The sequence below is a fragment of the Achromobacter sp. ISS7 genome (genome assembly GCF_056523125.1).
Genome location: NZ_JAWRZD010000001.1, coordinates 827,448 through 853,185, shown reverse-complemented (window position 1 = coordinate 853,185; position 25,738 = coordinate 827,448). Strand labels below are relative to the sequence as shown.

The window sequence follows — 25,738 nt, the reverse complement described above, 5'->3', positions numbered from 1 at the left end:
GGCGCGTCACTGCCTGCGCCGCGTATCCGGAATCTCGATGGGGGCACGGTCCATCGCCAGCAACAACGCGCCCAGCCCTTGCGCCGAGGTGTTCTCCATGCGCCCGCCCGGGCCGCAGACGTTGTCCGCGCTGGTCCAGGCCGGCGCCGCGCCCGGCAGCCGCCGCGCCCGCAGCCAGCCGCGCCGGTCCACCATGAACTGCGCGCCCGCCAGCTCGGCCGGCGCCACGCCCGCGGCCAGCGCATAGGCCTCCCATGCCGCCTCGTCCGCCGCCACGCAATCGGCGTCCGCCGCCAGCGCGCCGCCGCGCGTCAATGCAACGGTCAGCAGCCGTGGATCCTGGGGTTCCGGCGGCGCGCCCGGACTGAAGGCCGCCACCCGCACCGGCAGGCCGCGCAGCCCGGACAACGTGGCCGCGCGCCCGTCGCGACAGGCCAGCGCCACCACCGGCGCCGGAATCGCCGGCATGCCCGTGCCGCCGCTGGCGCCATAGGCCTGCACCCGCAAATAGTCCAGCACCAGCCAGACCTGGTCCGGCGACAGCGCCTCGCCTGGCGCCCGCGCGGCCGCGCCGCCGTGCGTCGCGCCCTCGCGCGCCAGGCGCGCATACAGCTCGCCCTCCAGGCGGTTGTCGAACAGCGCCGCCCCCAGCACGCTGGGCCAGGCGGGCAGCCCGGCGGCAAGCACGCCACGGCCATCCGCCCGCGCCCCGTGGCAGGCGGCGCAATGCGCCTGGTACAGGCGCGCGCCCCGCAGCAGGTTGTCATCCGAAAACAGCAGTGGCGAACGCTGGTAGGACGTGTGCGTCGCCTCCGTCAGCAGCAACCGCGGCGCCGGCCAACTGGCGCTGGCCAGCAATCCCGCGGCGGCCGTCAACAGCACCAGCCGGCCACGCCGCGCGAACAGTGCCGCGGTCAGCAACGCCAGCGCCACCAGCGTCAATCCCAACGCCAGCCACAGGCGGCGCCAGGTATGGCCGCTGACCGGCAGGCCGGCGTCGTAGCGCCACGCGAACGGCCAATGCGCGATCGCCAGCGCTTCGTCCGGCTGCCAGGCGATCGCCACCGCCAGCAATGCCGCCAGCAGCGCCAGCGCGCCCAACAGCATGGCGCCGGCCCGGCGCCACCCGGCCCGCGCCGCGCGTTCCGGCGCGCGGCTATGCAGCCAGGCGGCCGCCAGCCCCGCCAACCCCAACACCGCCGCCGCGGCCAACGCCAGGTGTCCAAGCCGAGACCCCAACAGCCCTGGCGCCCCCAGCGTGCGCTGCCAGCCCAGCGCCACCACGCCAATCGCGGCCGCCAGGGACAGCGCCGCCAGCGCCGGCAACGGCAGCCCGACCGCGATCGCCTGGCCGTCGGGGCGCCGGCGCGCGGCGGCCAGGCACGCCAGCATGCCGGCCGGCGCCACCGCGACAGCCAGCGCCAACCCCGCGTTGCTCACCACGTCGCATCCAGTCCCAACAGCGCCAGCGCGCGGCGCCGCAGCTCGGCCAGGCGCGGATCGCCGCGATGGCGCGGATACGGCAGGTCATTGACGATCTCGTCCTTGATGCGCGCCGGCCGCTCGCTCAGCACGATGATGCGCGACGCCATGAAGAGCGCCTCCTCCACGTCGTGCGTCACCAGCAAGGCCGTGAAGCCACTGCGCTGCCACAGTTCCACCAGTTCGGACTGCATCGCGATTCGCGTCAGCGAATCGAGCTTGCCCAGCGGCTCGTCCAGGATCAGGATGCGCGGATCGTTGACCAGCGCGCGCGCCAACGCGGCCCGCTGCGCCATGCCGCCCGACAGCTGGTGCGGATAGGCCGCGCCGAACGCCGTCAGCCCGACACGCTGCAACGCGTCGTCGACGCGTCCGCGCTCGGTCTTGAGCAGCCCGCGCGCCTGCAGGCCCAGCGCCACGTTGTGCCACACCGTGCGCCAGGGATACAGCGTCGGATCCTGGAACACCACGATGCGCGACGGCGACGGCCCGTCGATCGGTTCGCCATCGGCCAGCAGGTCGCCCTGCGCCGGCGGCTCCAGCCCCGCCACCAGCCGCAGCAGGGTCGACTTGCCGCAGCCGCTGGGGCCCAGCAGCGCGACGAATTCGCCGGGCCGCACCTCCAGGTCGATATCGTCCAGCACCGGCAACGCCGCGCCGTCCAGGTCGAAGCGGTGATTCACGCCCCGCACCGCCAGCGCCGCGCCGCGCGCCGCGTCCGCCGTTCCCGCGCCTTGCGCCACCGCTACCATTTCACCACTCCCTTCTGCCAGGCCAGCAGGCGGTCGCGGCCCACGAACAGCAAGGTGATCAGGCCCGAGAACACCAGCGCCATCACGATCAGCGCGCCGTACATATTGGCGTACGACGCCCAGCCCTGCGCCCACGACAGATACCAGCCCAACCCGGATTTGACGCCCATCATCTCGGCCGCCACCAGCACGGAGAACGACGCGCCCAGGCCCATGAACAGGCCGACGAACACCTGCGGCAACGCCGCCGGAATCGCCACCCGCAGCACCAGGAACCACTCGCTCGCGCCCAGGGTCCGCGCCACGTCGTAATAGGCGCGGTTGACGCCGGCCACGCCCGACCACGTCAACACCGTGACCGGGAACCACGTCGCCAGCGCGATCAGGAACACCGCCGCCGACCAGCCCGACGGAAAGAAGAAGAACGCCATCGGCAGCAGCGCCGTCGACGGCACCGGCCCCAGGAACCGCAGCACCGGATGCACCCAGTACCCCAGGCCGCGCGACCAGCCGATCGCCACGCCCGTCAGGAAACCCGCCGCCGCGCCCAGGCCGAAGCCGTTGAACAGCAGCCACAGCGAATTGCCCAGGCTGTCCGCCAGCCGCTTGTAGTCGGTCACGTAGACCTCGATCAGCGACTGCGGCGGCGCGAAGAACGGGCTGGGCAGCAATGCCAGCTTGGCCGTGGCGATCTCCCACGCCCCCACCGCCAGCGCCAGCAGCACCAGCCACGGCCCGCCGCGATACAGCGCCCGCAGCGGCCGGCGCCGGTCCGCGCCGGCCACCGCCGCCAGCAGCAGCAAGGCCGCCAGCACCAGCGCCGCGATGCCGAATTCCCGCGTATAACCCCACGACACGAAACCCACCTCGACATTCGGCCAGCGCAGCGTCAGCGCGCCCACCGCCGCCCACAACGCGGCCGCGACCACGCCGGTCTTCCACAGGCGCCAGGGGTGCGCGGCGGTGGGCGCGCCGCGCAACGCGCCCACCGCCAGCGCGTCAGCCGAGGACATTGGGCACCACCGCTTGCGCGTACTTGTTGATGTCGAGATTGGCGTTCAGCACCTTGATCGTCTTCAGGTCCTTGGCGTAGCCCACGATCTCGTCGCGCAGCGCCGCGCCGGTCGACGCATGGCCATGGCTGTGGCTGCGCAGGATCGCCGCCACGCGCTCGGCCGGCACCTTGCCCGGCACGTACGGCGCGAAGATGCGCGCGGTCTCGTCGGGGTTGGACGCGGTCCAGCGCTGCGCGTCGATCACCGCGCGCGTGATGGCCGCCGCCGACTCCGGATCATTGCGCACCAGGTCGCCGCGCAGGCCCAGCACGCAGCAGGTGCGGTTCTCGTAGTCGCCCTCGATGTTGGTGGCGATCTCGCGCAGCTTGTTGTCCTCGCGCAGCGTGTAGATCAGCGGATCATCGCCCGCGATCGCATCGACCTCGCCCTTTCTGAGCACCTCGCCGAACAGGTCCTGCGGATACTGGCGCCAGTCCACCGACTCCGGATCGATGCCCAGCTGCGCCACGCGGATCGCGAAGAAGTTCTTCACCGGGCTGGCCTGGTCCGACACCGCGACGCGGCGGCCCTTCAGGTCCTGCACGCTCTTGACCGGCGAATCCGCCGACGTCAAGAGGCGCATGCAGCCGCCATGCGTGCCCACCGCCAGCTTGACGTCGAAGCCCTGTTCCAGCGGCTTGAGCCAGCGCAGCGCCATGCCGATGCCGCCGTCGGCATGGCCGGTGGCGATGGCTTCGAGCAATTGGTCGGTGGAGCCGCTGAAATTGATCCGCTCGACCTTGAGGTTGTACTTGTCGAAGAAGCCGCGCTCCAGCGCCACCGAGACCGGTGACTGGCACACCGCGGTCTGGCTCCAGGCGATCTTGTAGGTGCGCGGCGCGCCATTGGCCGCCAGCACCCGCGATCCCAGCATGCCGAGCGGCGCGGCCAGGCCGGCCAGGGTTGCCGCGCGCAGCAACGAGCGGCGCGAGATACCGCGCGCCGGATTGGCGCGCGTTTGGACGTTCGTATTCATCAACCTTCCTTTTGAGCAGACTGTGAATGGCGATGCTTGCCATGCGGCATCATCGGCCCGTGCTCAGGCGTTCGACAAATACAAAGTGGGGATAACAATATGGGCGGCGGCCGCGCCGCCAGGCCCGTGGGGTCCCGGGGCCGCCGCGCTCGGCCGCCCCGCTCCATGCGCCGCGTCAGTCGGGCAGGTGATCCGGCACGCCGTCTTCGTCCACCGACTTGACGCGGTCCAGCGCGTTGCGCGCCGCCGACATCGCTTCGACCGCGCCGCGAAAACGGCGCGTCACGAAAATCTCGAACGCCAGGCTTTCCGGTTCATCCGCCTCGTCCCGCGCTTCGCCGTCCGGATCCGGACCGGCTTCGGTGGCAGGCGTGGCCGCGGCATCGCGCTTGGCCGGCAGCCGTCGGGTTTCCAGGAAGGCGCGCGCCGGGATGCGCCCCTCGGGTTGCGTCGCATACGCCACGACGGAAAAACCATTGATGATCTTCTCGGCCATACCGGTTTCCTTTAGGCCGCGCCAATCGGCGGCGCAGCTCGTTGTTAGCGACAACGGCCCGCCATCGGGAAACTTAAGCGCATGCGCGGCGGCCGCGATTGATACGCATCAATCGCGGCCGCGCAGCAACACAATATTCAACCGAGTCTATTTTGTCGACGATATGGCGGCCGTGCGCGCCTGCACATATTTCGCCACCTGCGCCAGCACCTGCGACAGGTCCGCGCGCAGCGGCTCGAAGCCCGCGTTGCGTTCGCGCGTGACCTCGTCCATGTACAGCGGACGGCGGATCTCGATCTGCAGGCTGTGGCGGTTCAACGCCGGCTGGCCGATCTGCGCGATCAGCTGCACGCCCTTGTAGGGATCGTTGCGCGCCACCGTGTAGCCGCGGTCGCGCAGCGCCGTCTCGATCAGCGCGATGAATTCCGGCTCACAGGTGGTGCCGTCGCGATCGCCCAGCACGAAGTCCGCCAGCGGATGCGCGCTTTCGCGGCCCAGCCGCTCATACGCATCGTTCGGCATCGAGTGCAGGTTCAGGTGCCAGACCGCGCCGAAATCGCGTTGCGCGCCTTCGATGGCCCGCGCCAGCGCCGCGTGATAGGGCTCGTAGTACGCCTGGATGCGATGCCGCACTTCCGCCAGCGTCAGCTTGCGGTCATAGATCGGCGTGGCCTTGTCCATGCGGCGCCAGATCAGGCCCTTGCCCAGGCGCGTCTTCTCGCCGGGATCGAGCGGCTCGGGCCACGGCTCGGCCAGCAGCTCCGGATCGAGGTCGCGCAGCGTGCGGTTGGGATCGATGTAGACACGCGGAAAGTGCGCCGCCACCAGCGTGGCGCCCAATCCCGGCGCCGCCGACCACAAGGCGTCCACGTGCGTGTCCTCGCCCTGGCGCAGCTGCGCCAGGCTGGCCGCGGCGCCGAAGTCGGCGGGGTACTGCTCGCCGCTGTGCGGCGAATCGCACACCAGCGGCAAGGCTGGCGCGGTCGGGGCATGCACGGAAACGGCTTGGAAATCGGCGTTCGTCATTGTCAGTCAGCCTGGATGTTGGCGGCCTTGGCGACTTTGGCGTAGCGCGCCAGGGCCTGTTCGATCTGGACCTTGAATTCCTGCGGCGTGGTCGGCATCAGCGTACCACCGACGTCCTCGGCCTTCTTGCGGAATTCCGGATCCTGCATCGCCGCGCGCACCGCCTGGTTCAGGCGTTCGACCACGGCGGGCGGCGTGCCGGCCGGCGCCACCAGGCCGAACCAGCCGCCGGTGCCCATGTCGGGATAGCCCAGCTCGATATAGGTCGGCACGTCCGGCAGCAGCGGCGAGCGCTCGGCGCCCAGCACCGCCAGCGGCCACAGCTTGCCGCCCAGCACCTGCGGCAGGGTCGAGGACAGGTTGTCGGTGATGGCGTCCACCTGCCCGCCCATCACGTCATTGAGCGCCGGGCCCGCGCCGCGGTACGGCACGTGCAGCAGCTTGATGCCGGCCAGCATCATGAAGTTCTCGATATTCACGTGGCCCAGCGAGCCCACGCCCGGCGAGGCGAAGCTGTACTTGTCCGCCTGGCCTTTGGCCAAGGCGACGAACTCGGCCATGTTCCTGGCCGGGATCTGCGGATTGATCGCAAAGATGCTGGGCACGGCCAGCACGTTGGCCACCGGCTCGAAGTCCTTGAGCGGGTCGTAGTTCATCTTGCGATAGACCGCCGGGTTGGAGCCGTGCGTGCTCATCGTCGCCATGCCGATGGTGTAGCCGTCGGCGGTCGAGCGCGCCACCTGCTCCATGCCCAGCGAACCGCCCGCGCCGGCCTTGTTCTCGACCACGATGGTCTGCTTCAGGTCGCGGCCGGCGTACTCGGCCACCAGGCGCGCCACGATGTCGGTCGAGCCGCCCGCGGCGAACGGCACCACCAGCTTGATGGGACGGGCGGGATAGTCGGCGGCGTGCGCCGGGCCGGCGAAGGACAGCGCGGCGCAGACGCCGGCAAGCGCGATGCGCGCGGAACAGCCGAAAAAGCGGCGGGACATGGAGCGACTCCGGAAAAAGGTGCAGGTCTAGCTGCGAGGCCGCCAGTGTCCGAACTTTACGATCCGCTTTCAAACGACTATATTGCACGCCTTCATTACCAACGCTCATGCTAGGGCCGCGCCTGCGGCCTGCTGGAATCCGCCGCGCCATGCGCCTGCATTCGCCGTCCATGTCCGAGCTGCACGCCTTCATGACGGCGGCGCGCCTGGGCAGCTTCACCCTGGCGGCCGAGACCCTGTGCGTGACCCAGGGCGCCGTCAGCCGCGCCATCGCGCGGCTCGAAGCGCATTTCGGCCAGCCGCTGATGCGCCGTAACGCCCATAGGCTGACCCTGACCGAGACCGGCCGCAAGCTCTACGAAGGCGGTATGGCGCCGCTGCAGGCCATCGAGGCGCTCAGCGCCGAGTTGCGCGCCGACGACCGCCGCCTGCGGCTGACGCTGTCCAGCGTGCCGACCCTGGCCAGCGCCTGGCTGGTGCCGCGCCTGCCCGACTTCCACCGGCGCCATCCCGATATCCAGCTGGGTTTCGCGGCCTATCGCCGCAACGAGGATTTCTCCGGCGCCACGCCCGACGCCAGCATCCTCTCGGGCGTGGCCGGCCAATGGCCCGGCTGGCAGGCGGACTACGTGATCGGCCGCGAAATGATCGCCATCTGCAGCCCGGCCCGGCTGGCCGCGCGCCGGGCCGCGGGCCTGTGGCATACCCCCGCCGGCCTGCTCGGCGAACCGCTGCTGTACCACGCCAACGGCATGGACAACTGGGGCCGCTGGTTCGAGGCCGCCGGCGTACGGCGCGACAACCTTACGCTGGCCAACGGTTTCGACCAGGTCAGCATCCTGGTGCGCGCGGTCATGGCCGACATGGGCATCGCGGTGCTGCAGCGCTGCCTGGTGCAGGACGACCTGCAGGCCGGCCGTGTGGCCGCCCCGTTCCCCGACCTGCGCATCGCCATCGCGCGCGGCTATCACCTGTGCGCCCCGCCGCAACGGCGCGACCACTACGCCCTGGCCTGTTTCCGCCAGTGGCTGCTCGAAACCGCCGGACAGGATCCCGACGCCGCAACCCCACTACCGGCCTGAAATCGCGACAAAACATTACAAAACAAAACGGGCCCCGACACGGGGCCCGAATATGACAGGCAATTGCGGCCTGGCGGCCGCGCGTTCCGACGCCTCAGGGCGCCAGCTTGAAACCCAGATCCACACCCCACTTGTCCGTCTCGCGCAGCCACTTGGCGCCGCAGTTCAGGCAGCGGAAATGGTCCTCGCGGCTTTCCTCGCGGCCCTTCTGAGTCGGGTTGGTGAATCCCTGATGCCCCAGATGCGAGTGCGGGGCGACGCCCGCCAACCCGGGGTTGATGCGTTGGCAAGCCAAGCACATAACGCTCATTGATGCTTCCCCACTAACTTGGTTACCAAATTGTAAGGGATTTCACCAATGTTTTTCTATTAAATCTGTCCCCAGTTAGACAAAAAATTGTTAACGGCGCAATTAAACAACGGCCGGCAAGGCCGCCAGGCAGGTTGCCAGGTGGTAAGGCGAAGTCGACGGCATGTCCGCCCGCGCCACCGCGCCGTCACGATCCAGGCACTCGTACCAGCCGCCGGGATGCAGGAAACGGGCGCGGAAATGCGCCAGCGCCTGGTTCAACGCCGGCAGGTCGCCCAGCACCGCCAGCACCCGCAGGTATTCGGTCTGCGCCCAGATCCGGCGAGTGTCGTCCAGCACGGCGCCGCGTTCATCCAGCGCGGCCAGCACGCCGCCCGCGTCCACGCCATGGCCGCGGGCCCAGTGCACCCCGCGCGGCAGCGATTCCGGCAGATCGAGTCCGTCGAACACCTCGGCCGACTCGCGCACCAGCGCCAGCCATTCGAACTGGTGGCCCGGCTCGATGCGGTTGCCCGGCGTGCCCTGCGGCAGCTCGGCGATGCACTGCGTCGGCGCGCTCAGGAACACCTGGCTCATGACCTGCGCCAGGCCGCGCAGGCGGGCCGCGAACAACGCCGGCTCGGCCACCTGGGCCGCGGCCAGGTAGGCCTCGGTCAGGTGCATCATCGGATTCTGCGCGGGCCCGCGCAGCGCCTCGCTCCAATCATGGCTCAGCGCGGCGTGATAACGCCCGTCGGCCATCCTGAAGCGCGACTCGATGGTCTCCGCGGTGGCCAGCAGCAGCTTGCGCGCCTGCGCGTTGCGCGAACGCCGGAAATACGCGGCGCAGGCGAACACGATGAAGGCATGGGTATACAGGTCCTGCGTCGAGTCGAGCGGGCGGCCGTCGGCGTCCACGCTGTAGCGCCAGCCGCCATGCTCCTCGTCGCGGAACACGCGGCACAACGAGGCGAACAGGCGATCGGCGTGCGCGCCCGCGGCGGCGCCCGGCGCGCATGCATACACATACAGCTGGCGCGCGCAGGCCATGGCGCGATAGCGCTCGGCCGGCAGCGGCTCGCCGGTGGCGGCATCCAGGGATTCGAAAGGCAGACCCAGGGCGTCATTGAAGCCCCGCCCCATCCACATGGGCAGGATGACAGAGTCGAAATGCGCGTGAAAAGCGTTGATGTGCTCCGCCAGCGCGGAGTTGGTCTGTGCGGCAGTCATCTTGGAATGACGCAGGCCCGATGAGAGCCATTTGTTTTGAAGCAGCGACGATAACCGAAATTTCCGCCGCCATCTCTTGAATGCCATTCTGAGCGTCATGCGCACACAGACCGGTACAGCCGTTCAGCTTCCTTCAAGCGCGGATGCGCCTAGCGGAAGATGTTTTCCTCGACCCAGTTCTGCGCGAATATTTCCGCGCGATCGCGTGCTTCGTCCAACGAAGCGCAGTTGCCCAAGTGGGAAAACGCGGCATCCACCTCGGTGCCGCCCTCAGCCGTTACCGTCAGCAATACGCCATATCCGCCGGTATCCATGGCCGCTGTGGAAACGTCGATCAGTACTTCCTGGTCACGATGCTGCATGTGCTACCTCCCAGTCGGTTACCTAAACGCGTGAACCACGCGTGACGTAGCGGGTGCAGAATTCCCGCGCAATGAATAGACCTGAATCCGTCACGCAAGTTCATCTTACCGGCGACACGCTACCGGCGATACGTCCGGACGCTGCCAAATCGAACAAACCGTCTCAGGAGATTCCCGTAGCCCATCGGGATGAGCCTCGGCGCGCGCGCAGACATTCGCAATAAATGCACTAATTCGTGACGCGTGGACAGCCGTCACAAACCTGCAGTGGAAATCGGGATCAACGCAGATGGATGGCGCCGGGCTCTTCCATGCGCAGCGCCAGCTTGCCCTTTTCAGTGATCCGCCAGGCGCCATCGGGGCCGGGATCGATACAGCGCAGCGTCTGCAAGGCTTCTGCCACGTGCGCGGGCACGGTGGTCTGGACGGCGCCCGGTTCCGAATTATCGGCAACGATGCGCAGCCAATGTCCCAGTTCGCCTTTCTCGAAACGATGCAATGCCATGCGTGACTCTCAGTTCAATACCACAACGATAGCACGCCGCCCCTACGACGGCCGCAGCGCCAGGGGACGCTTCACCCGCGCCGCCGCGGCCGACCCCGCCACGCTCAGCGCGATCAATCCCAGGCCCAGCATCAGGTCCGGCGAAAGGTGTTCATGGAACACCACGGACGACACGATCAGGCCGATGACGGGCACGCACAGCATCGCGATCGAGGTTGCCACCGGCGGCAGCTTCTGCGTCATGCCCAGCACCACGATGAAGGTCAGCGCGGTGGCCAACGGCCCGGTATACAGGATCACCGGCCAGGCGTCGGGCACGCCCAGGAACGTCGGGGCGCCGTCACGCAGCCAGGCCAGCGCGGCCAGCGGCACGGTGGCGATCGCGGTCTGCCACGGGATCATGTCGGCGCCCAGGCGCACGTGGCGGTTGCCGCGCAGCTGGATGATGTTGCAGGCCCAGGCGAACGAGGCGCCCAGCAGCATCACCAGGCCGATGACGGTATGCGCCTGCCACGGGCTGAAGGCCGGCGCCACGATCACGCCGATGCCGGCGTAGCTGAGCGCGGTGGCCAGCCACTGCGCCGGCGACAGCCGTTCCTTGAGCACCAGCGACGACAGCGGAATGACCCAGATCGACGTGGCGTAGGCGATTACCGACGCGCGCCCCGGCGCCACGTACTGCAACGCCCACAGCGCCAGTGCGGTGAACGCTCCCATCTGCAGCAGCGCCACGCCCGCCACCAGCGGCCATTCCTGGCGCGTCGGCAGCCGCAACCGTCCCAGCAGCCCCAGCACCAGCGCGCTGATCAACGCGGCCGAGCCGAACCGGCTGGCCGCCAGCCACAACGGGCTCATGTGCGCTAGGCCCAGTTTCATGACGGGCCAGTTGCCGCCCCAGATCATGACCGCCCCGGCCAGGGGCAAGAACTTGCGCAACGTACTCTGCTGACTCATTACTACCGCGTCTACCGCTCAAATATTCCGTGCTTTGGCCGATTCGCCAAAGAAAGAAATAGTCTATAGGGTAAACCCCAGCATATTTCACCTCAATTTGCCGCCATACCATGCATACTCAGCACAAGTGCATGGTTCTCTCCACAATAACAGGTCGCTTATGCCGGATATCAACCTGGATGCCACCGACATCCGTATCCTCAACGAACTCCAGCGCGACGCGCGGCTCACCAATGTCGAGCTGGCCGCGCGCGTGAATCTGTCGGCCTCGCCCTGCCTGGCGCGCGTGCGGCGGCTGGAAACCGAAGGCCTGATCGACCGCCGCGTCACGCTGCTGAACGCCCGCAAGCTCGGCCTGAAGGTCAACGTGTTCATCCAGATCTCGCTGGACAAGCAGCGCAAGGCCGCGCTCGACGTGTTCGAGCGCGAAATCGCCGTGCTGCCGGAAATCATGGAGTGCTATCTGATGTCGGGCGACGCCGACTACCTGATCCGCGCCCTGGTGCCCGACGTCGATGCGCTCGAGCGGCTGATCGTCGAACACATCACGCGCATTCCCGGCGTAGCCAGCATCCGCTCCAGCTTCGCGCTCAAGCAGGTGCTCTACACCACCGCGGTGCCGCTTGGTTGATGGCGCTTGCGGGATCGCGCCGGCCAGCCCAAAATGAAAATGTCCGCCGCCGGTTCCGGCCGGCGCCGGCGTCCCTCCATCGCTTAGCAAGGAGCACACCATGCCTGAAACCGAATGGTTCCCCGGCAACACGCTACCCGATCGTCAGGGCTACTTCGAAGTGGCGTTCGACACCGGCGAAACCGAAATCACGCGCTACGGCATCCTGGGTTGGGAACCCGCCGAAGAACGCGGCCGCATCCTGCGGTGGCGCGGCCTGGATCCGAAAATCGAAGCCGCCGAGATCGAACGCGAGAGCGCGGTGCGCAATCACGGCGACGATATCCTGCGCTGACGCGCCAACCCCGGAAAAGAAAACGCCGCGGCTTGCACCGCGGCGTTTTTTCATCAGGCATCGGAATGGCCCGGACGCCAGGGTCCGGGCACCGATGGTCCTTACATATCGATCTTCGCGATCTTGGTGCCTTCCAGCGACACGCCCGCCATCAGGCCGCCGTTGTTGAGCACGAAGCCCACCACCGGCTGCTGCGCGGTGTTGGTGTCGATGCGGCCATTGGCGCCGATGTTCACCACCGCCACCGTGGCGTCCGCGCCCACCGTCCAGCCATTGCTGTTGCGGAACTTGTTCAGGGCTTCGTCCGTCATGAACAGCACGAACATCGCCTTGGACTGGGCGCCGGCCTGGAAGCCAATCGAGCCCGCGGTGGTGCTGTAGTAGCCGGCATTGGCGCCGCCCACGCGCAGCACGCCCTTGCCGTGTTGCGCGCCGATGAAGAAGCTGCCGCTCAACACGTCAGGGAAGATCAGCACGCCCTTGGCGCGCGCGACCAGGTCCTTGGACTGCGGCGCGGCCTGGTAGAGCTTGCCCAGCGACGCGTTGGCCGCGCTGTTGATGGATTGCCGTTGCTCGGATGCCGTGGCATTGGACTGCGGCGAGGTCGTAGTGCAACCGGCGAACAACAGGCCGGCGACGCTGATTGTCGCGGCGGCCATGCCGACGCGGCGGAAACGAGGAAAAGTGTCGAACATGGAACTCTCCTTTTTGTTGTCATCCGTTGACCACTCTACCGGCCCCAGACAGGGGCGCAAGGCACATGTTGTGATAAACGAAACAAAACCTACCGTGCTGCCATCCCGCGAAATTGCGCCATGCGCCGTGGCGAGGGGTCGCCCCACGCACATGCATCACGCCATACGCGGCAACATTTGGTATGCCAATCCGCGTCTCGATACCAGGCTGCAAGCCAATCGACATCCTGCCACCGCGACGCGTCAGAGAATGCCGTAGCGCGGCTCGCCCGTCGCCGGGTCGACCGACACGATGCCGGACAACACCAGCTCCGCGTGCCGCCGGGCAACCCCGGCATCCACGAAGGTCACGAAACGCGGCAACGACCAACGCTGCTGGAAGTCGGTCTCGCCGGGCCGCGACACGCTGATTTCTATCGCCAGCACCCCGGCATCGAGACTGACCACTTCACACATCACTTCGAAGCCGTCAATGTGACGTTGCGGCCACGGGTTCATTCCTGTGCTCCTGAATCTGCTTTACCCGGCCGCAATATAGAAAAAATAATTCGCCTTGAAAAGCCTTGTTTTCAAGGGGTTATGGCGTACTAGATGGACTGGTGCGAAGGCACCTGGACAAACACGAAAACCCCGAAAATTCGGGGCGATTCCGGGCATTTCAGGACTTGCGCGCCAAGCGGCGCGCGGCATGCCAAGCGCGGCGTCAACGCGCCGGCGGATGGATCCACTGCGAATCCCACAAGGCCTCGCCGCGTTCCAGCGTCGCGGCCAGTTCCTTTTTACGGCGCAGCGCCACCGCCGCCAGCAACGCATTGCAGATCGACAGCGCCGCCACATGGGAATCGAACGGCGATGCGCTCGACGTGCGTGCCAGCAGCACGTGGTGTGCCTGCGCGGCCGCGGGCGCAGCGGCGGAATCGGTGACCAGCACCACCTTGCCGCCACGTTCGCGGAACACCTTGACGGCATTGGCCGCCGCCACCGAATAGCGCCGGAAGGTGAACGCCAGCAGCACGTCGTGCGGCTCCAGCCAGAGCAGCTGGTCTTCCAGGAACAACGGCCCCGACGCGGCCATCGCCTTGACGTCGGGCAGGCACAGGTTGAGATACAGCGCCATGTGATTGGCCAGCGGCGCCGCCTGCCGCAAGCCCAGCACGTGCACGCGCGCGCGGCGCTGCGTCAGCAGCCGCACCGCCGCCTCGAACGCCGCCACGTCGATCGAGGCGAAGGTCGTCTCCAGGTTGTGCTGATCGTGCAGCAGCGCATTGCGCAGGCACGCCTGCGCCGACGGATTGTCGACGCTGACGGCGTCGGCGCGCTCGCCCGGCGAGGCCAGCAACGCCGTGAGTTCGGCGCGCGCCTGCATCTGCGCCTGGGCATAGCTGTCGTAGCCGAGCTTGGCCAGCAGGCGCACCACCGTCGATGCGCTGGTGCCGACCTTGCGCGCCAGCGCGGTCGCGGACTCGAGCAGGCCCTGCGGGTAGCGCGCCTGCATGTCCTCGACCAGGCGCCGTTCGGTCTTGGTCAGTTTCCGGTCGTAGGCGGCGATGCGTTGATGCAGATTCATGATGGCAAGGTCCCTGGCCCGGTTACCACGCGGGAAGGCCTCGCGGCGGTCCTAGGTGATAACCCCAAATTCAACAACGTTCATTGCAGACTATATTTCGTTCTGCAACGTCCGTTGCAGAATAGACCGAACTGTCCGTCACCACAAGAGAGCGTCATGAAGCATCCCACCGAGGCCGCGTCGCCCGTCCGCCGCAATCTGCTCATCGCGGGCATGGCCGCCGCCCTGCTGCCGCTGTCCGCGCGCGCCGACACCTATCCGTCGCGCCCCATCTCCCTGGTCGTGCCCTTCCCCGCCGGCGGCTCGGTCGACCTGGTCGGCCGCCTCTACGCCGAAGTGCTGGGCAAGATCCTGGGCGTGACCGTGGTGGTCGAGAACCGCGACGGCGCCGGCGGCGCGATCGGCAGCCAGCGCGTGGCGCGCGCCAAGCCCGATGGCTACACGCTGGTCGCGTCGTCGCAGAGCTCGCACCTGGCCAATCCGCTGATGCATCCCAACCTGGGCTACGACCCGATCAAGGATTTCACGTCCATCTCGCAGCTGGCGCGCACGCCCAATGTGCTGGTCACCAGCACCGCCCTGCCCGTCAAGGACTTCGCGGAATTCGTCGCCTACCTGAAGGCGCATCCGGACGACGTCCACTTCGCCACCGCGGGCGTCGGCAGCATGGGCCAGTTGAACGCCGAGCTGCTCAAGCACACCCTGCAATTGCGCGCGGTGCACGTGCCCTACCGCGGCGGCGCGCCGCTGCTGAACGCGCTGCTGGCCAACGAAGCCCAGTTCGCGCTGGACAACCTGGCGCCCTTCCTGCCGCACATCCAGAGCGGCAAGATGCGCGCGCTGGCCGTGGCCGCGCCCACGCGCCAGGAAGCCCTGCCCGACATCCCCACCTTCGCCGAACTCGGCTATCCGGTGCTGAACGCGATGTCGTGGATCGGCCTGGCCGCCCCGGCCGGCACGCCACCCGAGATCACCAAAAAGCTGCTGGAGGCCGTACAGACCGCCGCGCGCCAGGACAGCACCGTGCAGTCCCTGGAAAAGAGTGGCGCGCTGCCGCCCGAACTGCAGACGCCCCAACAATTTACCGACATGATGTCGCAGCGCCTGGCCTTGTATAAAGACCTGATCGACCGCGCCGGCATCCGTCCGGAATAGGATCCCCGATATGACCAACCCCGCTTTCGCCCCCGACACCGCGCCGCTCGAAGTCCTGCCACGCGATCTTTCCGCCTATCGCCAGGGCAATACCGGCATCGACTACGTGCACCGTTTCGAATCGGGCAAGCCCGGTCCCCACGTGCTGGTCAACGCCCTGACGCACGGCAACGAGATCTGCGGCATGGTGGCGGCCACCCATCTTCTCGATACGGGCGTGCGCCCGAAGATCGGCACGCTCACCGTGAGCTTTGCCAACATGGAGGCGTACAACGCCTTCGACATCGACAACCCCTACGAAAACCGCCAGCTGGTCCACAACCTGAACCGCATCTGGTCGCCCGAATGGCTCGACGGCAGCGAGCAGAGCCCGGAGCTGCGGCGCGCGCGCGAACTGCGCCCGGTGCTGGACGCGGCCGACTACGTGCTCGATATCCATTCGACGCGGGCGCCGGTGCAGCCGTTCTGGGTCTATCCCGAGATGGACCGCAACACCGCGCTGGCCGCCGCCGTCGGCGCGCCCGCGGTGCAACTGGTGATGCCGGCCGGCCGCTTCCCCGGCACTGGCGTGCTGAACTACGGCCGCCATGGCGATCCCGCCTCGGACAGCGGCGGCGCGCTGGTGGTCGAGTGCGGCCAGCATTTCGCGCAATCGGCCGCCCTGCTCGCCACCGACGTCACGCTGCGCTTCCTGGCGCACCTGGGCCTGATCGACGCCCCGGCCAACAGCGCGCCGGCGGCGCCCGCGCAACCCTTCCGGCTACTGGAAGTGCATATGGTCAAGTCCGAGGACTTCACCTTCACGCGGCCGCTGCTGGGCTTCGAGGTCTTCAACAAGGGCGAGCTCATCGCCATCAACGCCGGCGAGGAAATCCGCTCGCCTTGCGACAACTGCACCATCTTCATGCCGACCCGCATGCCCATCGTCGGCCGTGAAGCGGTGTACCTGACCGAGCCGATGTAGATGTGGGAGCCCCATCCCTGGGACCTGGACGACGCCGCCGCCGACATCCAGCGGCAGGGTTTCCATGTCCGCGGGATGGTGGCCGTCAGCTGGCAAAGCATCCCGTACGCCGACCTGCCGGCCGAGGGACTATTCGACCTGACCGCGGATCAACTGCGCTCGGCCGAAGCCGTCTGCCATGCCACCGTGCAGGACGAGCATTGGGTGCTGACCCAACTGCTCTGGCATGGCTTTCCCGATCCGCCCGAATGGGGCCTGTGGACGCGGCCGCGGAACGCGAGCGGACAACCCTGGACATCCTGGGGCCAGTTCGCCCACCTTCCGCCGGCATGGCGCCTGCCGCCCGGCGTCGACTGAGCGCGCGGGGCGACGGGCTTTACTCCTCGGGGAACGCCGGCTCGGCGCCGGCCTCCTCCAGCAGGTCCGCCACCTCCTGCGCGCCCTTCTCGACGGCCCAGGCCCAGGCGTTCCAGCCTTCTTCGTCGCGGCGATCGGCCTCGGCGCCATGCGCCAGCAGCAATGCGGCGATGGCGGCATTGCCGCGCGCCGCGGCCGCCATCAGGGGCGTGCCGCCGTCGTCGGACGCGGCATCCACCTGCGCCCCCGCCTCCAGCAGCAAGGCCACCAGGTCCAGGTGCTCCCAGCCCGCGGCCTGATGCAGCGCGGTCAATCCATGCCCCGCCTGGCAGGCCGTGTCCGCGCCCTGCGCCAGCAGCAGGCGCGCCGCCTCGGCCGTGCCGGCGGTCGCCGCGCAGAACAGCGGCGTGGCGCCGAACGCATTGCGCGTGTCCACCGCCGCGCCAAGCGCCAGCGCCTGCGCCACGCCCGGTGCGTCGCCGGCCGTCGCGGCCTGCAGCAGTTGTTCGTCTGGTGTCGTCATGAAAACCCGTCATCGGAAAAGAGTCGAAGGCGCCCATTAGACACCGCCCGGATCACAGATCGGGAATCAGGCGCTTGCCCAGGCTGATCACCTCGTCCTGCTGGAACCCCAGGCTGGCATAGAAATCCTTCACCGCCACGTTGCCGGCACGGATCAGCAGGTTGATCTTGGGGCAGCCCATCTCCAGGAACTTGCGCTCCAGCGCCCGCATCAACGCCGACGCATAGCCGCGGCGCTGGTGCGCCGGCGACACCGCCAGGTAGTTGACCCAGCCACGGTGGCCGTCATAGCCGCCCATCAGCGTGCCGACGATGGCGCCGTCCGCCTCGCCCACCAGGAACAGATCGGATTGCACGGTCAGCTTGCGCGCCACGTCCTTGCGTGGATCGTTCCAGGGACGCGTCAGCCCGCAGTCGGTCCACAGCTGGATGATGGCGGCTTCGTCCGCCGGATGAAAAGACCGGATGGCCAGTTCGGGATGCTTCATGCTTCGTTCCTCTTGAAGGGAAAACGAAGGCCGGGCGCTACGCCTCGATGGCTGGAAAGCAAAGCGCGCATGCCGCGCAAACAAAAAGGCCACGAGGGGTATCGTGGCCTTCTGGATGGAACACCGGGGATCCGGCGTTCGAACACGGCTTGCCACTCAACGCAGGCGTCGAGTGATTCGTCGGTTGTCTGCCCGGGCCGGCGCGGCCGGCGGGGCGATGAGAATGCGGTTCATGGCGGGCAGCATACACGACCCCGGCCCGCCGCGACAAGCGCGCCGCTCAGGCCGCGGCGGGCGCCGGCAGCGTGCCTTCCATCACCACCACCGCCTGGCCCGCCACGCCAGCCCATACGCCGTCGGCGCGCACCTCGGCGTGCGCCAGCAGCAGGCTGGCCCGGCCCATGTCCACGCCCTGCCCCACCCGCAGGCGCAATTCACCCTGGCCGCGCAGGGCCGCCCGCAACGCCGTGGCGGCGCCGGTGGCGCTGCCGGTGGCGGGGTCCTCGGTCATGCGGCCGGTGAACATGCGCGCCTGGATGTCCGTCGGCCCCAGCGACGTCTCGGCGCCGCAATCGGTGGTGTAGGCGTAGATGGAACGGGCGCCGTCCAGCGGCAGCAATGCCGCATAGCCGGCCGGATCCGGCCGGGCGCGGCGCAGCGCATCGCGGCTGGCCAATTGCACCACCAGGAAAATCAGGCCCACCGACACGACCTGCGGCGCATGCTCGGACAGCAGGATATCGCCCGGCGCCAGGCCCAGGGCGCGCGCCGCGGCCTCGGCCGTCACCTGGCTGGCGCGCGTCAAGGGCTGCGGCGCGGCCAGCTCGGCGCCCACCAGGCGGCCGTCCTCGCCATAGCGCAGGTCGATGCGCACCAGGCCCGCCTCCTCCTCGAACACGAAGCGCGCCGGCGCCGGCTGGCCGGCCGCGATCATCTCGCGCGCCAGCACCACGGCCGTCCCCACGTTCGGATGGCCGGCGAACGGCACCTCGCGGTCGGGCGTGAAGATGCGCACCCAGGCGGTGTGCGCGGCATCACGCGCCGGCAGCACGAAGCTGGTTTCGGAATAATTGAATTCGCGGGCGATGCGCTGCATCTGCCCGGTATCGAGGCCGTCGGCCTCCAGCACCACCGCCAGCGGGTTGCCCTGGTAGGCGTGCTCGGTGAAGACATCGGCGGTGACGTAGCGGTAGCGCATGCGGGTTCCTTCAAAGGGATGGCGGATGCGGAAAATTATCCGCGCCGCCCGCCTTGCGCGACAGACACAGAGCCGTCGAAATCCAGGCATAACAGAGGCGCGCGGCCGAACCCGGCCCGCCGCGCGCCCGCGCGCTCCGCTCAGTCGAACACGGGGCGGAAGAAGCTGCGCTCGTAGCTCAGGATGCAGCGCGTGTCCTCGGCGTACTTGAATGCCGCCTGGCATTGCGCGTCCTGCATCGACTGCTGGCGATAGCGTTCGTATTCGGCCAGGCTGGGAAACGTGAACAGGGCCAGCGCGATATTGTTGGCGCCTTCGGACGGCAGGAAATAGCCATGGTGCGTGCCGCCGAACTTCTCCACCAGCGGAATCCACATCTTGCCGTAGGCTTCGAATTCCTTGAGGCGGCTGGGGTCGATGACGTAACGCAGATAGCAGGTAACCATGAAGACTCCGTGGAGGGTGGATGAGGCGCGAACACGCCGCGGCATCCTAGCGCGCGGGACAAATCCGGGTCAATCCACCGAGCGCGGCGGCGGCAGGCCAAGCAAGCGCATGCGATCGTCGAAACGCCGCGCCACCTCATCGGACAGGCCGCAGACCGTCGCGACAAACTCGTGGTACCACGGGTTGGGGTGCGAGGTCTCGAATTCGAAATCCAGCGGATACTGCCCCTCCCAGGCCGACACGTCTCGCAGCGCCTCGGCGATGCAGTCGCCGGCATCATCGAAATTGCCATGGCCGTATCGCGCCTCGATGTCCTGGCAGGCGAAGCGGTAGTGACGCACGGCGGCATTCGGTTTCGGGAGGTGGGACATGGCAAGGCTCGCATCGCGGCGGCGCAAGAACGCCGACTTCTTTGCGACAATCCCACAGCCCTCGCCGCGCGTCAATGCGGCGCCCCGACACATTTCGCCGATCCGCCCATGAACCTGATCCAGCACGTCGAAATTCCCGCCACCGACCTCGAACGCGCCATGCGCTTCTACAGCCAGGTATTCGGCATCGCGTTCGAGGGCATCGTCGATCTGCATGACAGCAGATTCGCCTACTTCCCCTTCGAGGAAGGAGAGGACGGCGCCAGCGGTGCGTTGGCCCAGGGCCCTGCCTATCTCCCCACCCTGCAGGGCCCCATCGTCTACTTCGGCGTGCGCGATCTCGACGCGGCCTTGCGACAGGCCCAGGCGCTGGGCAGCGAGGTGCTGTTTCCCAAGACCCCGACCGGCTCCGGCTGGCAGGTGGCCGAAATCCGCGACAGCGAAGGCAACCGCATCGCGCTGCAATCCCGCCTTCCCTGACACCGGGCCGGCGCTCCCACGACAGTCATCCGATATTGGGTTAAAAACCGGTTTGCGCCCGCGCCAGCGCGGGCTTTCATCCTTCCCGGAGCTCCAGCCCTTGTCATATTTTCTCGCCCAGGCCATGGCGCCTCGCCTGTGGGTTCTCACCTTGGCCGTGCTGCTGGCGCTGCGCTGCGTGCCGCTGCGCGGTTGGCGCGGGACGCTCGCCACCGGCTTCACCGCCGGCATGGTATTCGACAGCATCCAGTTCCGCGTCGGTCCGCCGCGACTGTGGGACAACATGGTGCTGGACTCGATGTTGGCGGCGCTCTGCATCGCGGTGATCCTGCAACTCGGATTGTCCGCGGCAGCAAAGCTGCGGGCGCGCGGCTGAGGCGCGAGCGCCCCGATCCTGAAATCGCTGTCCGCCGTGGCCCATGCGCCGAACGGCGTCGTGCCTTCAACACGCCCGCCCATGGCCGGGCCTGGCCGCCATGACGGGCCCGCGTTACATCCTGTCCGACCGCGCGCAAACGTCATTACATTCACCGCGCAATTTCCCACTATTCGTCGTCCGTCCACGGCGCAGAATCCAGGCATTGCGCCCGACCTTGCCCGCGGCGCCAATCCTCGCCGACGAATGCCATGAAGTGGTTGCTGGTATCCCTGCTGTGCCTGCCCTGTACCGGCTGCGGTCTCGCCGCCGCGCCCTGCCGCGTCACATCCGCGGTCATCAAGATCGTGCCGGTGGTGGGCGGCGTCGCCGCCGCACCGACCGACGCCTGCGCCGACGTCATCGACTGAAAGCACGATCCACGCCACGCGTTCGCGCATGACTCGCCATGACGCCGACACGCCCGCGCGGCCACTCCCGTCAATCCGCTCAAGCCTGAATACGGCACCACCGCCAGGGAATATCCGCGTCCAATCGCCGCGTTTGCCTGTCGGTTTTCTGACGGTTTTCTGAAGCTTTTCTGACGGTTGAAACCAATCCTTGCCAGGGCGGATTTTGCCTTCTCAAACGCAAGAAGCGGTGGCTATACTCGCCCACCCGATGCGCACCAACTGAGGCCACTAAATGCTAAAAAGCATCTGCCGCATTGCCCCCGCCGTCATCCTCCCGCTCACGCTTTCCGCGTGCATGGGACTGTCCGTCTACTCCCCCACCCGCAACAAGCTCAACGCCCAGGTCGGCAAGAACATCAACGAGATGTTGCCCGCCTGGCCGCCCGAGACCGGCGCCAAGCCGTTCGTAAACAAAGTGGATGACCAGACCACGAGCTACACCTACGTTTATGGCTACCACCCCGGCCACTACGAGGGCCGCGGCTATTCCACCAACGGCCCGATGGGCACGACGTACGGTTCGTACAGCGCCTATGTTCCCGAATACACCGACTGCGCGGTGATCTTCTACACCGACAAGGCCGGCACGGTGCTGCGCTACGACATGAAGACCAACGGGAAGATCAGCTACAACTCGTGCGGGGAATACATTAGCGGGTTCAAGTTCTGATTGCGCGGACCAGGCCGGCGCGATTCAAATCCATGGCTTCGTGCCTTTCATGCACGCATGAATCCGAGCGGCCTGTTTAGCTGTTGAAGCGGTGCGAGAACACCAGCGCAACAGCCACAATGCCAAGAGCAGCACAACAACAGCAAGCAGCACATTCAGCCCAGCGCATTCCGCCATGCTCCTGGTCTTCGTGTTTGCTCCTGGTCTTAATGGATCACATGCCACATGCCGCAACATGCTCCGCACGCCTTGTGCGGACGCCTTATGCGGACGCGCCAATGAGAAAGGGGGTTAGTGATTTTCATCACTAACCCCCTAGGGTATTGCTGGTCGGGACGGCGGGATTCGAACTCGCGACCCCTTGCACCCCATGCAAGTGCGCTACCAGGCTGCGCTACGCCCCGAAAGAAAAAGAGTATAGCAGACCTAAAAATTGTTTGCACGCATTGGTGCAAAAAAAGTGCCGAATACTCAAAAAAATTTGCGTGCCCCGCGCGATGCCTGCATCGCTTTCATGCAAGGCTCGCGCATGGCACGCAAGGTACTGAATGTTGAACTGCGCTTGAACCGCGCGCCGCTCAGGCCGTGGCGCTCGCGCTCACCGCGTTGCCGCCGGCGACCGGCGCCGGCGAACCCAGCGCTTCGCCCAGCATCGCCGACACATTGCCCAGCTCGTTGCGCAGGGCCTGCATCTCGGCGCCGGTCAGGCGCACCGCGGCGTCCTGATCGTGCGGCGTGTCGCGCGCATCGCCCAGGCGGTTGCGCGCGCCGCTGATGGTGAAGCCCTGCTCGTACAGCAGGGAACGAATGCGGCGGATCAGCAGCACTTCGTGATGCTGGTAATAGCGACGGTTGCCGCGCCGCTTGACCGGCTTGAGCTGCGTGAACTCCTGTTCCCAATACCGCAGCACGTGCGGCTTGACGCCGCACAGGTCGCTGACCTCACCGATGGTGAAGTAACGCTTGGCGGGAATGGGCGGTAAGGTGACGGTGGATTCGGTACGTGTCATAAGAGAATTCTATGCCGCGATGCGTCGAGTGCCGATAACAATTACCGACAAAGCGTATCACTCCTCGGCATCTGGCGCTGCGGGAGTGGCCTGCTCCACCACGCTCTTGAGTTTCTGACTCGCGTGGAACGTGACCACGCGGCGTGCGGCGATGGGGATGGTCTCGCCGGTCTTGGGGTTGCGCCCCGGGCGCGGCGGCTTGTCGCGCACCTGGAAATTTCCGAAGCCCGAGAGCTTGACGGAGTCTCCGCGCGCCAAGGCGTCGCGGATTTCCTCGAAGAACGTATCGACGATGTCCTTGGCTTCGCGCTTGTTCAGGCCGACCCGCTCAAAGAGCAGTTCGGCCAGCTCGGCCTTGGTCAGGGTACGCGGCTCGGCAAGCATACTGTTCCCCATGGTTCAAGCGCGCTGGCGCGCGCCGTGGGCACTGACCAAAGCGTCCTTGATGCGCGCCAGGCAATCAGCCACCCGGGCTTCGTCCAGTGTGACCTCAGTGTCCTGTAGCCAGAAACGGAACGCAAGGCTTTTCTCGGCCACGGGCTGGTCGCCCTGGGCCTTTTCGCGCCAGACGTCGAACAGGCGCACGTCCTGCACCACGGCCAGTTGCGGATCGGCCTTGACCGTCGCCGCCACCGTGTCCAGCATGGATTGAGCGGTCACGGGCGCATCGACCCACAGGGCCAGGTCGCGCACCACCACCGGCTGGCGCGACAGCTCGCGCACCTGCGGCAGTTCGCCTTCGGACAGGGCATCGACGTCCAGCTCGAACACCACCGGCGCGTGCGCCAGGTCGGCCTGCTGCGCCCAGCGCGGGTGCAGTTCACCGATCCAGCCAACCTGCTTGCCATCCAGCGTGACGCGGGCGCTACGGCCCGGATGCAGCGCGGGATGGGCCGCGGCTTCGAAGCGCAGGCGGGCGCCACGGGCGCCGAACAGCGCCTCGACGTCCATCTTCACGTCGTAGAAATCGACCTGGCGCGCGGGCACGCCCCACTGCTCTTCCACCGACGGGCCCCAGGCGGCGCCCGCCAGCTTGAGCGGCTGGCGCACGCCGGCCACTTGCAGCGGACCGTCCTGGGCGGCGTCGTCGCGCGCGAACACGCGGCCCAGCTCGAACAGGCGCACGCGCGTCTGCTTGCGGTTGGCGTTGTGGCGGATGTTGGCCACCAGGCCGGCGATCAGGCTCGAACGCATCACCGACAGGTGGCTGGCGATCGGGTTGACCAGCTTGACCGGCGTGTCGTTGCCGGCGTAGTCGCGTTCCCACTCGGCTTCGACGAAGCTGTAGTTGACGACTTCCTGGTAGTCCTGCGCGGCGGCCAGGCGGCGCAGCGCGTGCGGGCCGCGGCGCACTTCGGGCTGCGAGAACATCTTGGCGCGCGCCATCGGCGGCACCGTGGGGATGTTCTCGAAGCCGTAGATGCGGGCCACTTCCTCGATCAGGTCTTCCTCGATGACGAGGTCGAAGCGGTACGACGGCGGCGTGACGATGAAGTCGTCGCCATCGAGCGTGAATTCCAGGCCCAGGCTGCCGAAGATCTTGGCGACTTCGGCCTGCGTGACGGGCACGCCCAGCACGCGGTGGCAACGCGCCAGGCGCATGCGCACCGGCTCGCGCTTGGGCAGGTTGACGATCTGGTCGTCCAGCGGACCGGCCTGGCCGCCGCAGATGTCGACGATCAGGCGCGTGATGAATTCGATGTGCTGCGGAATCGTGGCGAAGTCCACGCCGCGCTCGCCGCGGTGGCTGGCCTCGGAGCTGAACTTGAAGCGGCGCGCGCGGCCGGCCAGCGATTGCGGCCACCAGAACGCGGCTTCCAGGTAGATGTTCTGCGTGTCGAGCGTGACCGAGGTGGCCTCGCCGCCCATGATGCCGGCCAGGCTTTCGACCTGGTCGCCGGCCACCACCACGCCGACCTTCGAATCCAGCGTGACGGTCTGGCCGTTCAGCAGCTCGAGCGTCTCGCCTTCGCGCGCCCAACGCACCGACAGGTCGCCGTGGATCTTGTCCAGGTCGAACACGTGCGAGGGGCGGCCCAGTTCCAGCATGACGTAGTTGGAGATGTCGACCAATGCCGACACCGAACGCTGGCCGGCGCGCTCCAGGCGCGTCTTCATCCACTCGGGGGTCTGCGCGCGGGCGTTCACGCCACGGATCACGCGGCCACCAAAGCGGCCGCACAGGTCGGGCGCCTCGACCTTGACGGGCAGGCGCTCGTCCAGCGTCACGGGCACGGCCTTGGCGGTCGGCACCGACAGCGGCGCGCCGGTCAGCGCGGCGACTTCACGCGCCACGCCCAGGATCGACAGGCAGTCGGCGCGGTTGGGCGTCATCTTCAGCGTGAAGAGCGTGTCGTCCAGGTCCAGCGCTTCGCGGATCGACTGGCCCGGCGTCATCTCGGCCGGCAGTTCCAGCAGGCCCGCGTGGTCTTGCGACAGGCCCAGTTCGCGCGCCGAGCACAGCATGCCCGACGATTGCACGCCGCGCATCTTGGCCACGCCGATCTTCATGCCGCCGGGCAATTCCGCGCCGACGCGGGCCAGCGGCACCTTCAGGCCGGCGGCCGCGTTGGGCGCGCCGCAGACGATCTGCAGCAGCGTGCCGGAGCCGTCATCGACTTGGCAGACGCGCAGCTTGTCGGCGTCGGGGTGCGGGGCGATCTCGACGATGTGCGCGACCACCACGCCCGTGAACGCGGGCGCGGCCGGCACGGTGTCTTCGACTTCCAGGCCGGCCATGGTGAGCCGGTGCGCGAGTTCGTCGGTTGCGATCGGAGGATTGACCAGCGTACGCAGCCAGGATTCGGGAAATTGCATGAT

33 protein-coding genes and 1 tRNA gene are annotated in these 25,738 nt (G+C 67.6%); 10 read left to right on the top strand and 24 right to left on the bottom strand.

Annotation, left to right across the window (positions count from 1 at the left end; translation table 11 throughout):
• Positions 1–6 precede the first annotated feature (6 nt).
• The 7 genes from AC1HFW_RS03960 to AC1HFW_RS03930 all read right to left on the bottom strand — a co-directional run bounded on the left by AC1HFW_RS03960 (position 7) and on the right by AC1HFW_RS03930 (position 6,779).
• A complete protein-coding gene (locus tag AC1HFW_RS03960; protein ID WP_479281881.1) occupies positions 7–1,443 on the bottom strand; it encodes a c-type cytochrome in 1,437 nt (478 codons plus the stop codon).
• Positions 1,437–2,234: an ABC transporter ATP-binding protein gene (locus tag AC1HFW_RS03955; protein WP_479281880.1), complete on the bottom strand. Its 798-nt coding sequence runs from the start codon at positions 2,232–2,234 to the stop codon at positions 1,437–1,439. Before AC1HFW_RS03955 ends, AC1HFW_RS03960 begins: the two co-directional genes overlap by 7 nt.
• Complete coding sequence (locus tag AC1HFW_RS03950) at positions 2,228–3,247, bottom strand: ABC transporter permease (RefSeq protein ID WP_479281878.1); 1,020 nt, start codon at positions 3,245–3,247, stop codon at positions 2,228–2,230. Before AC1HFW_RS03950 ends, AC1HFW_RS03955 begins: the two co-directional genes overlap by 7 nt.
• Positions 3,234–4,265 carry an ABC transporter substrate-binding protein gene (locus AC1HFW_RS03945; RefSeq protein ID WP_198484603.1) on the bottom strand — a complete coding sequence of 344 codons (1,032 nt, stop codon included), beginning with the start codon at positions 4,263–4,265 and terminating at the stop codon, positions 3,234–3,236. Before AC1HFW_RS03945 ends, AC1HFW_RS03950 begins: the two co-directional genes overlap by 14 nt.
• 175 nt (positions 4,266–4,440) lie before the next feature.
• Positions 4,441–4,761 (bottom strand): hypothetical protein, encoded by a 321-nt coding sequence (locus tag AC1HFW_RS03940; protein ID WP_061071755.1) that lies wholly within the window; start codon positions 4,759–4,761, stop codon positions 4,441–4,443.
• Between the two features lie 147 nt (positions 4,762–4,908).
• The gene (locus AC1HFW_RS03935; RefSeq protein ID WP_116521432.1) at positions 4,909–5,787 is read right to left on the bottom strand and encodes an N-formylglutamate amidohydrolase; all 879 of its coding nucleotides are present in this window, start codon (positions 5,785–5,787) and stop codon (positions 4,909–4,911) included.
• 2 nt (positions 5,788–5,789) lie between these two features.
• Positions 5,790–6,779, bottom strand: coding sequence for a Bug family tripartite tricarboxylate transporter substrate binding protein (locus tag AC1HFW_RS03930; protein ID WP_479281875.1), 990 nt, complete (start codon positions 6,777–6,779; stop codon positions 5,790–5,792).
• Positions 6,780–6,928: 149 nt separating this feature from the next.
• Here AC1HFW_RS03930 and AC1HFW_RS03925 point away from each other — a divergent pair, with 149 nt between their 5' ends.
• A complete protein-coding gene (locus AC1HFW_RS03925; RefSeq protein WP_479281873.1) occupies positions 6,929–7,861 on the top strand; it encodes a LysR substrate-binding domain-containing protein in 933 nt (310 codons plus the stop codon).
• Positions 7,862–7,955: 94 nt separating this feature from the next.
• On the opposite strand, the gene AC1HFW_RS03920 is transcribed toward AC1HFW_RS03925, so the two are convergent.
• The 5 genes from AC1HFW_RS03920 to AC1HFW_RS03900 all read right to left on the bottom strand — a co-directional run bounded on the left by AC1HFW_RS03920 (position 7,956) and on the right by AC1HFW_RS03900 (position 11,201).
• Positions 7,956–8,171: a hypothetical protein gene (locus AC1HFW_RS03920; protein WP_006388022.1), complete on the bottom strand. Its 216-nt coding sequence runs from the start codon at positions 8,169–8,171 to the stop codon at positions 7,956–7,958.
• Between the two features lie 102 nt (positions 8,172–8,273).
• On the bottom strand, positions 8,274–9,380 hold the full coding sequence (locus AC1HFW_RS03915) for an AGE family epimerase/isomerase (RefSeq protein ID WP_479281871.1): 1,107 nt from the start codon (positions 9,378–9,380) through the stop codon (positions 8,274–8,276).
• 149 nt (positions 9,381–9,529) lie between these two features.
• Positions 9,530–9,742 carry a hypothetical protein gene (locus tag AC1HFW_RS03910; protein WP_006218759.1) on the bottom strand — a complete coding sequence of 71 codons (213 nt, stop codon included), beginning with the start codon at positions 9,740–9,742 and terminating at the stop codon, positions 9,530–9,532.
• 280 nt (positions 9,743–10,022) lie between these two features.
• The gene (locus AC1HFW_RS03905; protein WP_006394087.1) at positions 10,023–10,247 is read right to left on the bottom strand and encodes a hypothetical protein; all 225 of its coding nucleotides are present in this window, start codon (positions 10,245–10,247) and stop codon (positions 10,023–10,025) included.
• A gap of 42 nt (positions 10,248–10,289) precedes the next feature.
• Positions 10,290–11,201, bottom strand: a complete 912-nt coding sequence (locus AC1HFW_RS03900) for a DMT family transporter (protein ID WP_479281869.1) — start codon at positions 11,199–11,201, stop codon at positions 10,290–10,292.
• Positions 11,202–11,361: 160 nt separating this feature from the next.
• On the opposite strand from AC1HFW_RS03900, the gene AC1HFW_RS03895 reads away from it, so the two are divergent.
• Together AC1HFW_RS03895 and AC1HFW_RS03890 are read left to right on the top strand one after the other, a co-directional pair.
• A complete protein-coding gene (locus AC1HFW_RS03895; protein WP_006388018.1) occupies positions 11,362–11,832 on the top strand; it encodes an Lrp/AsnC family transcriptional regulator in 471 nt (156 codons plus the stop codon).
• Positions 11,833–11,932: 100 nt separating this feature from the next.
• A complete protein-coding gene (locus AC1HFW_RS03890) occupies positions 11,933–12,166 on the top strand; it encodes a hypothetical protein (protein ID WP_006394084.1) in 234 nt (77 codons plus the stop codon).
• Between the two features lie 101 nt (positions 12,167–12,267).
• Here the strand turns inward: AC1HFW_RS03890 and AC1HFW_RS03885 are convergent, their stop codons facing one another.
• From AC1HFW_RS03885 to AC1HFW_RS03875, 3 genes are all read right to left on the bottom strand, one after another.
• Positions 12,268–12,861 (bottom strand): BPSL1445 family SYLF domain-containing lipoprotein, encoded by a 594-nt coding sequence (locus AC1HFW_RS03885; protein ID WP_006394083.1) that lies wholly within the window; start codon positions 12,859–12,861, stop codon positions 12,268–12,270.
• 243 nt (positions 12,862–13,104) lie between these two features.
• Entirely contained in the window at positions 13,105–13,359 is a 255-nt protein-coding gene (locus AC1HFW_RS03880; protein ID WP_061071761.1) for a hypothetical protein, read from the bottom strand.
• 205 nt (positions 13,360–13,564) lie between these two features.
• Positions 13,565–14,428 (bottom strand): MurR/RpiR family transcriptional regulator, encoded by an 864-nt coding sequence (locus AC1HFW_RS03875; protein WP_006394081.1) that lies wholly within the window; start codon positions 14,426–14,428, stop codon positions 13,565–13,567.
• A 156-nt stretch (positions 14,429–14,584) separates the two neighbouring features.
• Here AC1HFW_RS03875 and AC1HFW_RS03870 point away from each other — a divergent pair, with 156 nt between their 5' ends.
• The 3 genes from AC1HFW_RS03870 to AC1HFW_RS03860 are packed head-to-tail and all read left to right on the top strand — an operon-like array spanning position 14,585 to position 16,904.
• Positions 14,585–15,583: a Bug family tripartite tricarboxylate transporter substrate binding protein gene (locus AC1HFW_RS03870; RefSeq protein ID WP_479281867.1), complete on the top strand. Its 999-nt coding sequence runs from the start codon at positions 14,585–14,587 to the stop codon at positions 15,581–15,583.
• Between the two features lie 10 nt (positions 15,584–15,593).
• Positions 15,594–16,547: a M14 family metallopeptidase gene (locus AC1HFW_RS03865; RefSeq protein WP_116521428.1), complete on the top strand. Its 954-nt coding sequence runs from the start codon at positions 15,594–15,596 to the stop codon at positions 16,545–16,547.
• Positions 16,548–16,904, top strand: coding sequence for a hypothetical protein (locus AC1HFW_RS03860; RefSeq protein WP_116521427.1), 357 nt, complete (start codon positions 16,548–16,550; stop codon positions 16,902–16,904).
• A 19-nt stretch (positions 16,905–16,923) separates the two neighbouring features.
• On the opposite strand, the gene AC1HFW_RS03855 is transcribed toward AC1HFW_RS03860, so the two are convergent.
• The 5 genes from AC1HFW_RS03855 to AC1HFW_RS03835 form a co-directional block, all read right to left on the bottom strand.
• On the bottom strand, positions 16,924–17,427 hold the full coding sequence (locus tag AC1HFW_RS03855) for an ankyrin repeat domain-containing protein (RefSeq protein ID WP_479281864.1): 504 nt from the start codon (positions 17,425–17,427) through the stop codon (positions 16,924–16,926).
• Between the two features lie 52 nt (positions 17,428–17,479).
• Positions 17,480–17,914 carry a GNAT family acetyltransferase gene (locus AC1HFW_RS03850; RefSeq protein WP_061071764.1) on the bottom strand — a complete coding sequence of 145 codons (435 nt, stop codon included), beginning with the start codon at positions 17,912–17,914 and terminating at the stop codon, positions 17,480–17,482.
• A gap of 280 nt (positions 17,915–18,194) precedes the next feature.
• A complete protein-coding gene (locus AC1HFW_RS03845; RefSeq protein WP_116521425.1) occupies positions 18,195–19,112 on the bottom strand; it encodes a PhzF family phenazine biosynthesis protein in 918 nt (305 codons plus the stop codon).
• Between the two features lie 140 nt (positions 19,113–19,252).
• Positions 19,253–19,558, bottom strand: a complete 306-nt coding sequence (locus tag AC1HFW_RS03840) for an NIPSNAP family protein (protein WP_006388009.1) — start codon at positions 19,556–19,558, stop codon at positions 19,253–19,255.
• 69 nt (positions 19,559–19,627) lie between these two features.
• On the bottom strand, positions 19,628–20,056 hold the full coding sequence (locus AC1HFW_RS03835; RefSeq protein WP_241075865.1) for a hypothetical protein: 429 nt from the start codon (positions 20,054–20,056) through the stop codon (positions 19,628–19,630).
• Here AC1HFW_RS03835 and AC1HFW_RS03830 point away from each other — a divergent pair.
• The 4 genes from AC1HFW_RS03830 (at position 20,039) to AC1HFW_RS03815 (ending at position 21,908) form a co-directional block, all read left to right on the top strand.
• Positions 20,039–20,410: a VOC family protein gene (locus AC1HFW_RS03830; protein WP_479281861.1), complete on the top strand. Its 372-nt coding sequence runs from the start codon at positions 20,039–20,041 to the stop codon at positions 20,408–20,410. The two genes, AC1HFW_RS03835 and AC1HFW_RS03830, sit on opposite strands and share 18 nt — an antisense overlap.
• Positions 20,411–20,510: 100 nt before the next feature.
• Positions 20,511–20,786 (top strand): hypothetical protein, encoded by a 276-nt coding sequence (locus AC1HFW_RS03825; RefSeq protein WP_240320252.1) that lies wholly within the window; start codon positions 20,511–20,513, stop codon positions 20,784–20,786.
• A 251-nt stretch (positions 20,787–21,037) separates the two neighbouring features.
• The gene (locus tag AC1HFW_RS03820) at positions 21,038–21,196 is read left to right on the top strand and encodes a DUF6726 family protein (RefSeq protein ID WP_006394071.1); all 159 of its coding nucleotides are present in this window, start codon (positions 21,038–21,040) and stop codon (positions 21,194–21,196) included.
• A gap of 337 nt (positions 21,197–21,533) precedes the next feature.
• A complete protein-coding gene (locus AC1HFW_RS03815; protein ID WP_479281859.1) occupies positions 21,534–21,908 on the top strand; it encodes a hypothetical protein in 375 nt (124 codons plus the stop codon).
• A gap of 327 nt (positions 21,909–22,235) precedes the next feature.
• Here AC1HFW_RS03815 and AC1HFW_RS03810 read toward each other — a convergent pair.
• From AC1HFW_RS03810 to pheT, 4 genes are all read right to left on the bottom strand, one after another.
• Positions 22,236–22,312, bottom strand: a tRNA-Pro gene (locus AC1HFW_RS03810).
• A gap of 174 nt (positions 22,313–22,486) precedes the next feature.
• Positions 22,487–22,918, bottom strand: a complete 432-nt coding sequence (locus AC1HFW_RS03805; RefSeq protein ID WP_061071772.1) for a MerR family transcriptional regulator — start codon at positions 22,916–22,918, stop codon at positions 22,487–22,489.
• Between the two features lie 57 nt (positions 22,919–22,975).
• On the bottom strand, positions 22,976–23,314 hold the full coding sequence (locus AC1HFW_RS03800) for an integration host factor subunit alpha (RefSeq protein ID WP_006388001.1): 339 nt from the start codon (positions 23,312–23,314) through the stop codon (positions 22,976–22,978).
• 3 nt (positions 23,315–23,317) lie between these two features.
• The gene (gene pheT / locus AC1HFW_RS03795) at positions 23,318–25,735 is read right to left on the bottom strand and encodes a phenylalanine--tRNA ligase subunit beta (RefSeq protein ID WP_241075862.1); all 2,418 of its coding nucleotides are present in this window, start codon (positions 25,733–25,735) and stop codon (positions 23,318–23,320) included.
• Between the last annotated feature and the right edge of the window lie 3 nt (positions 25,736–25,738).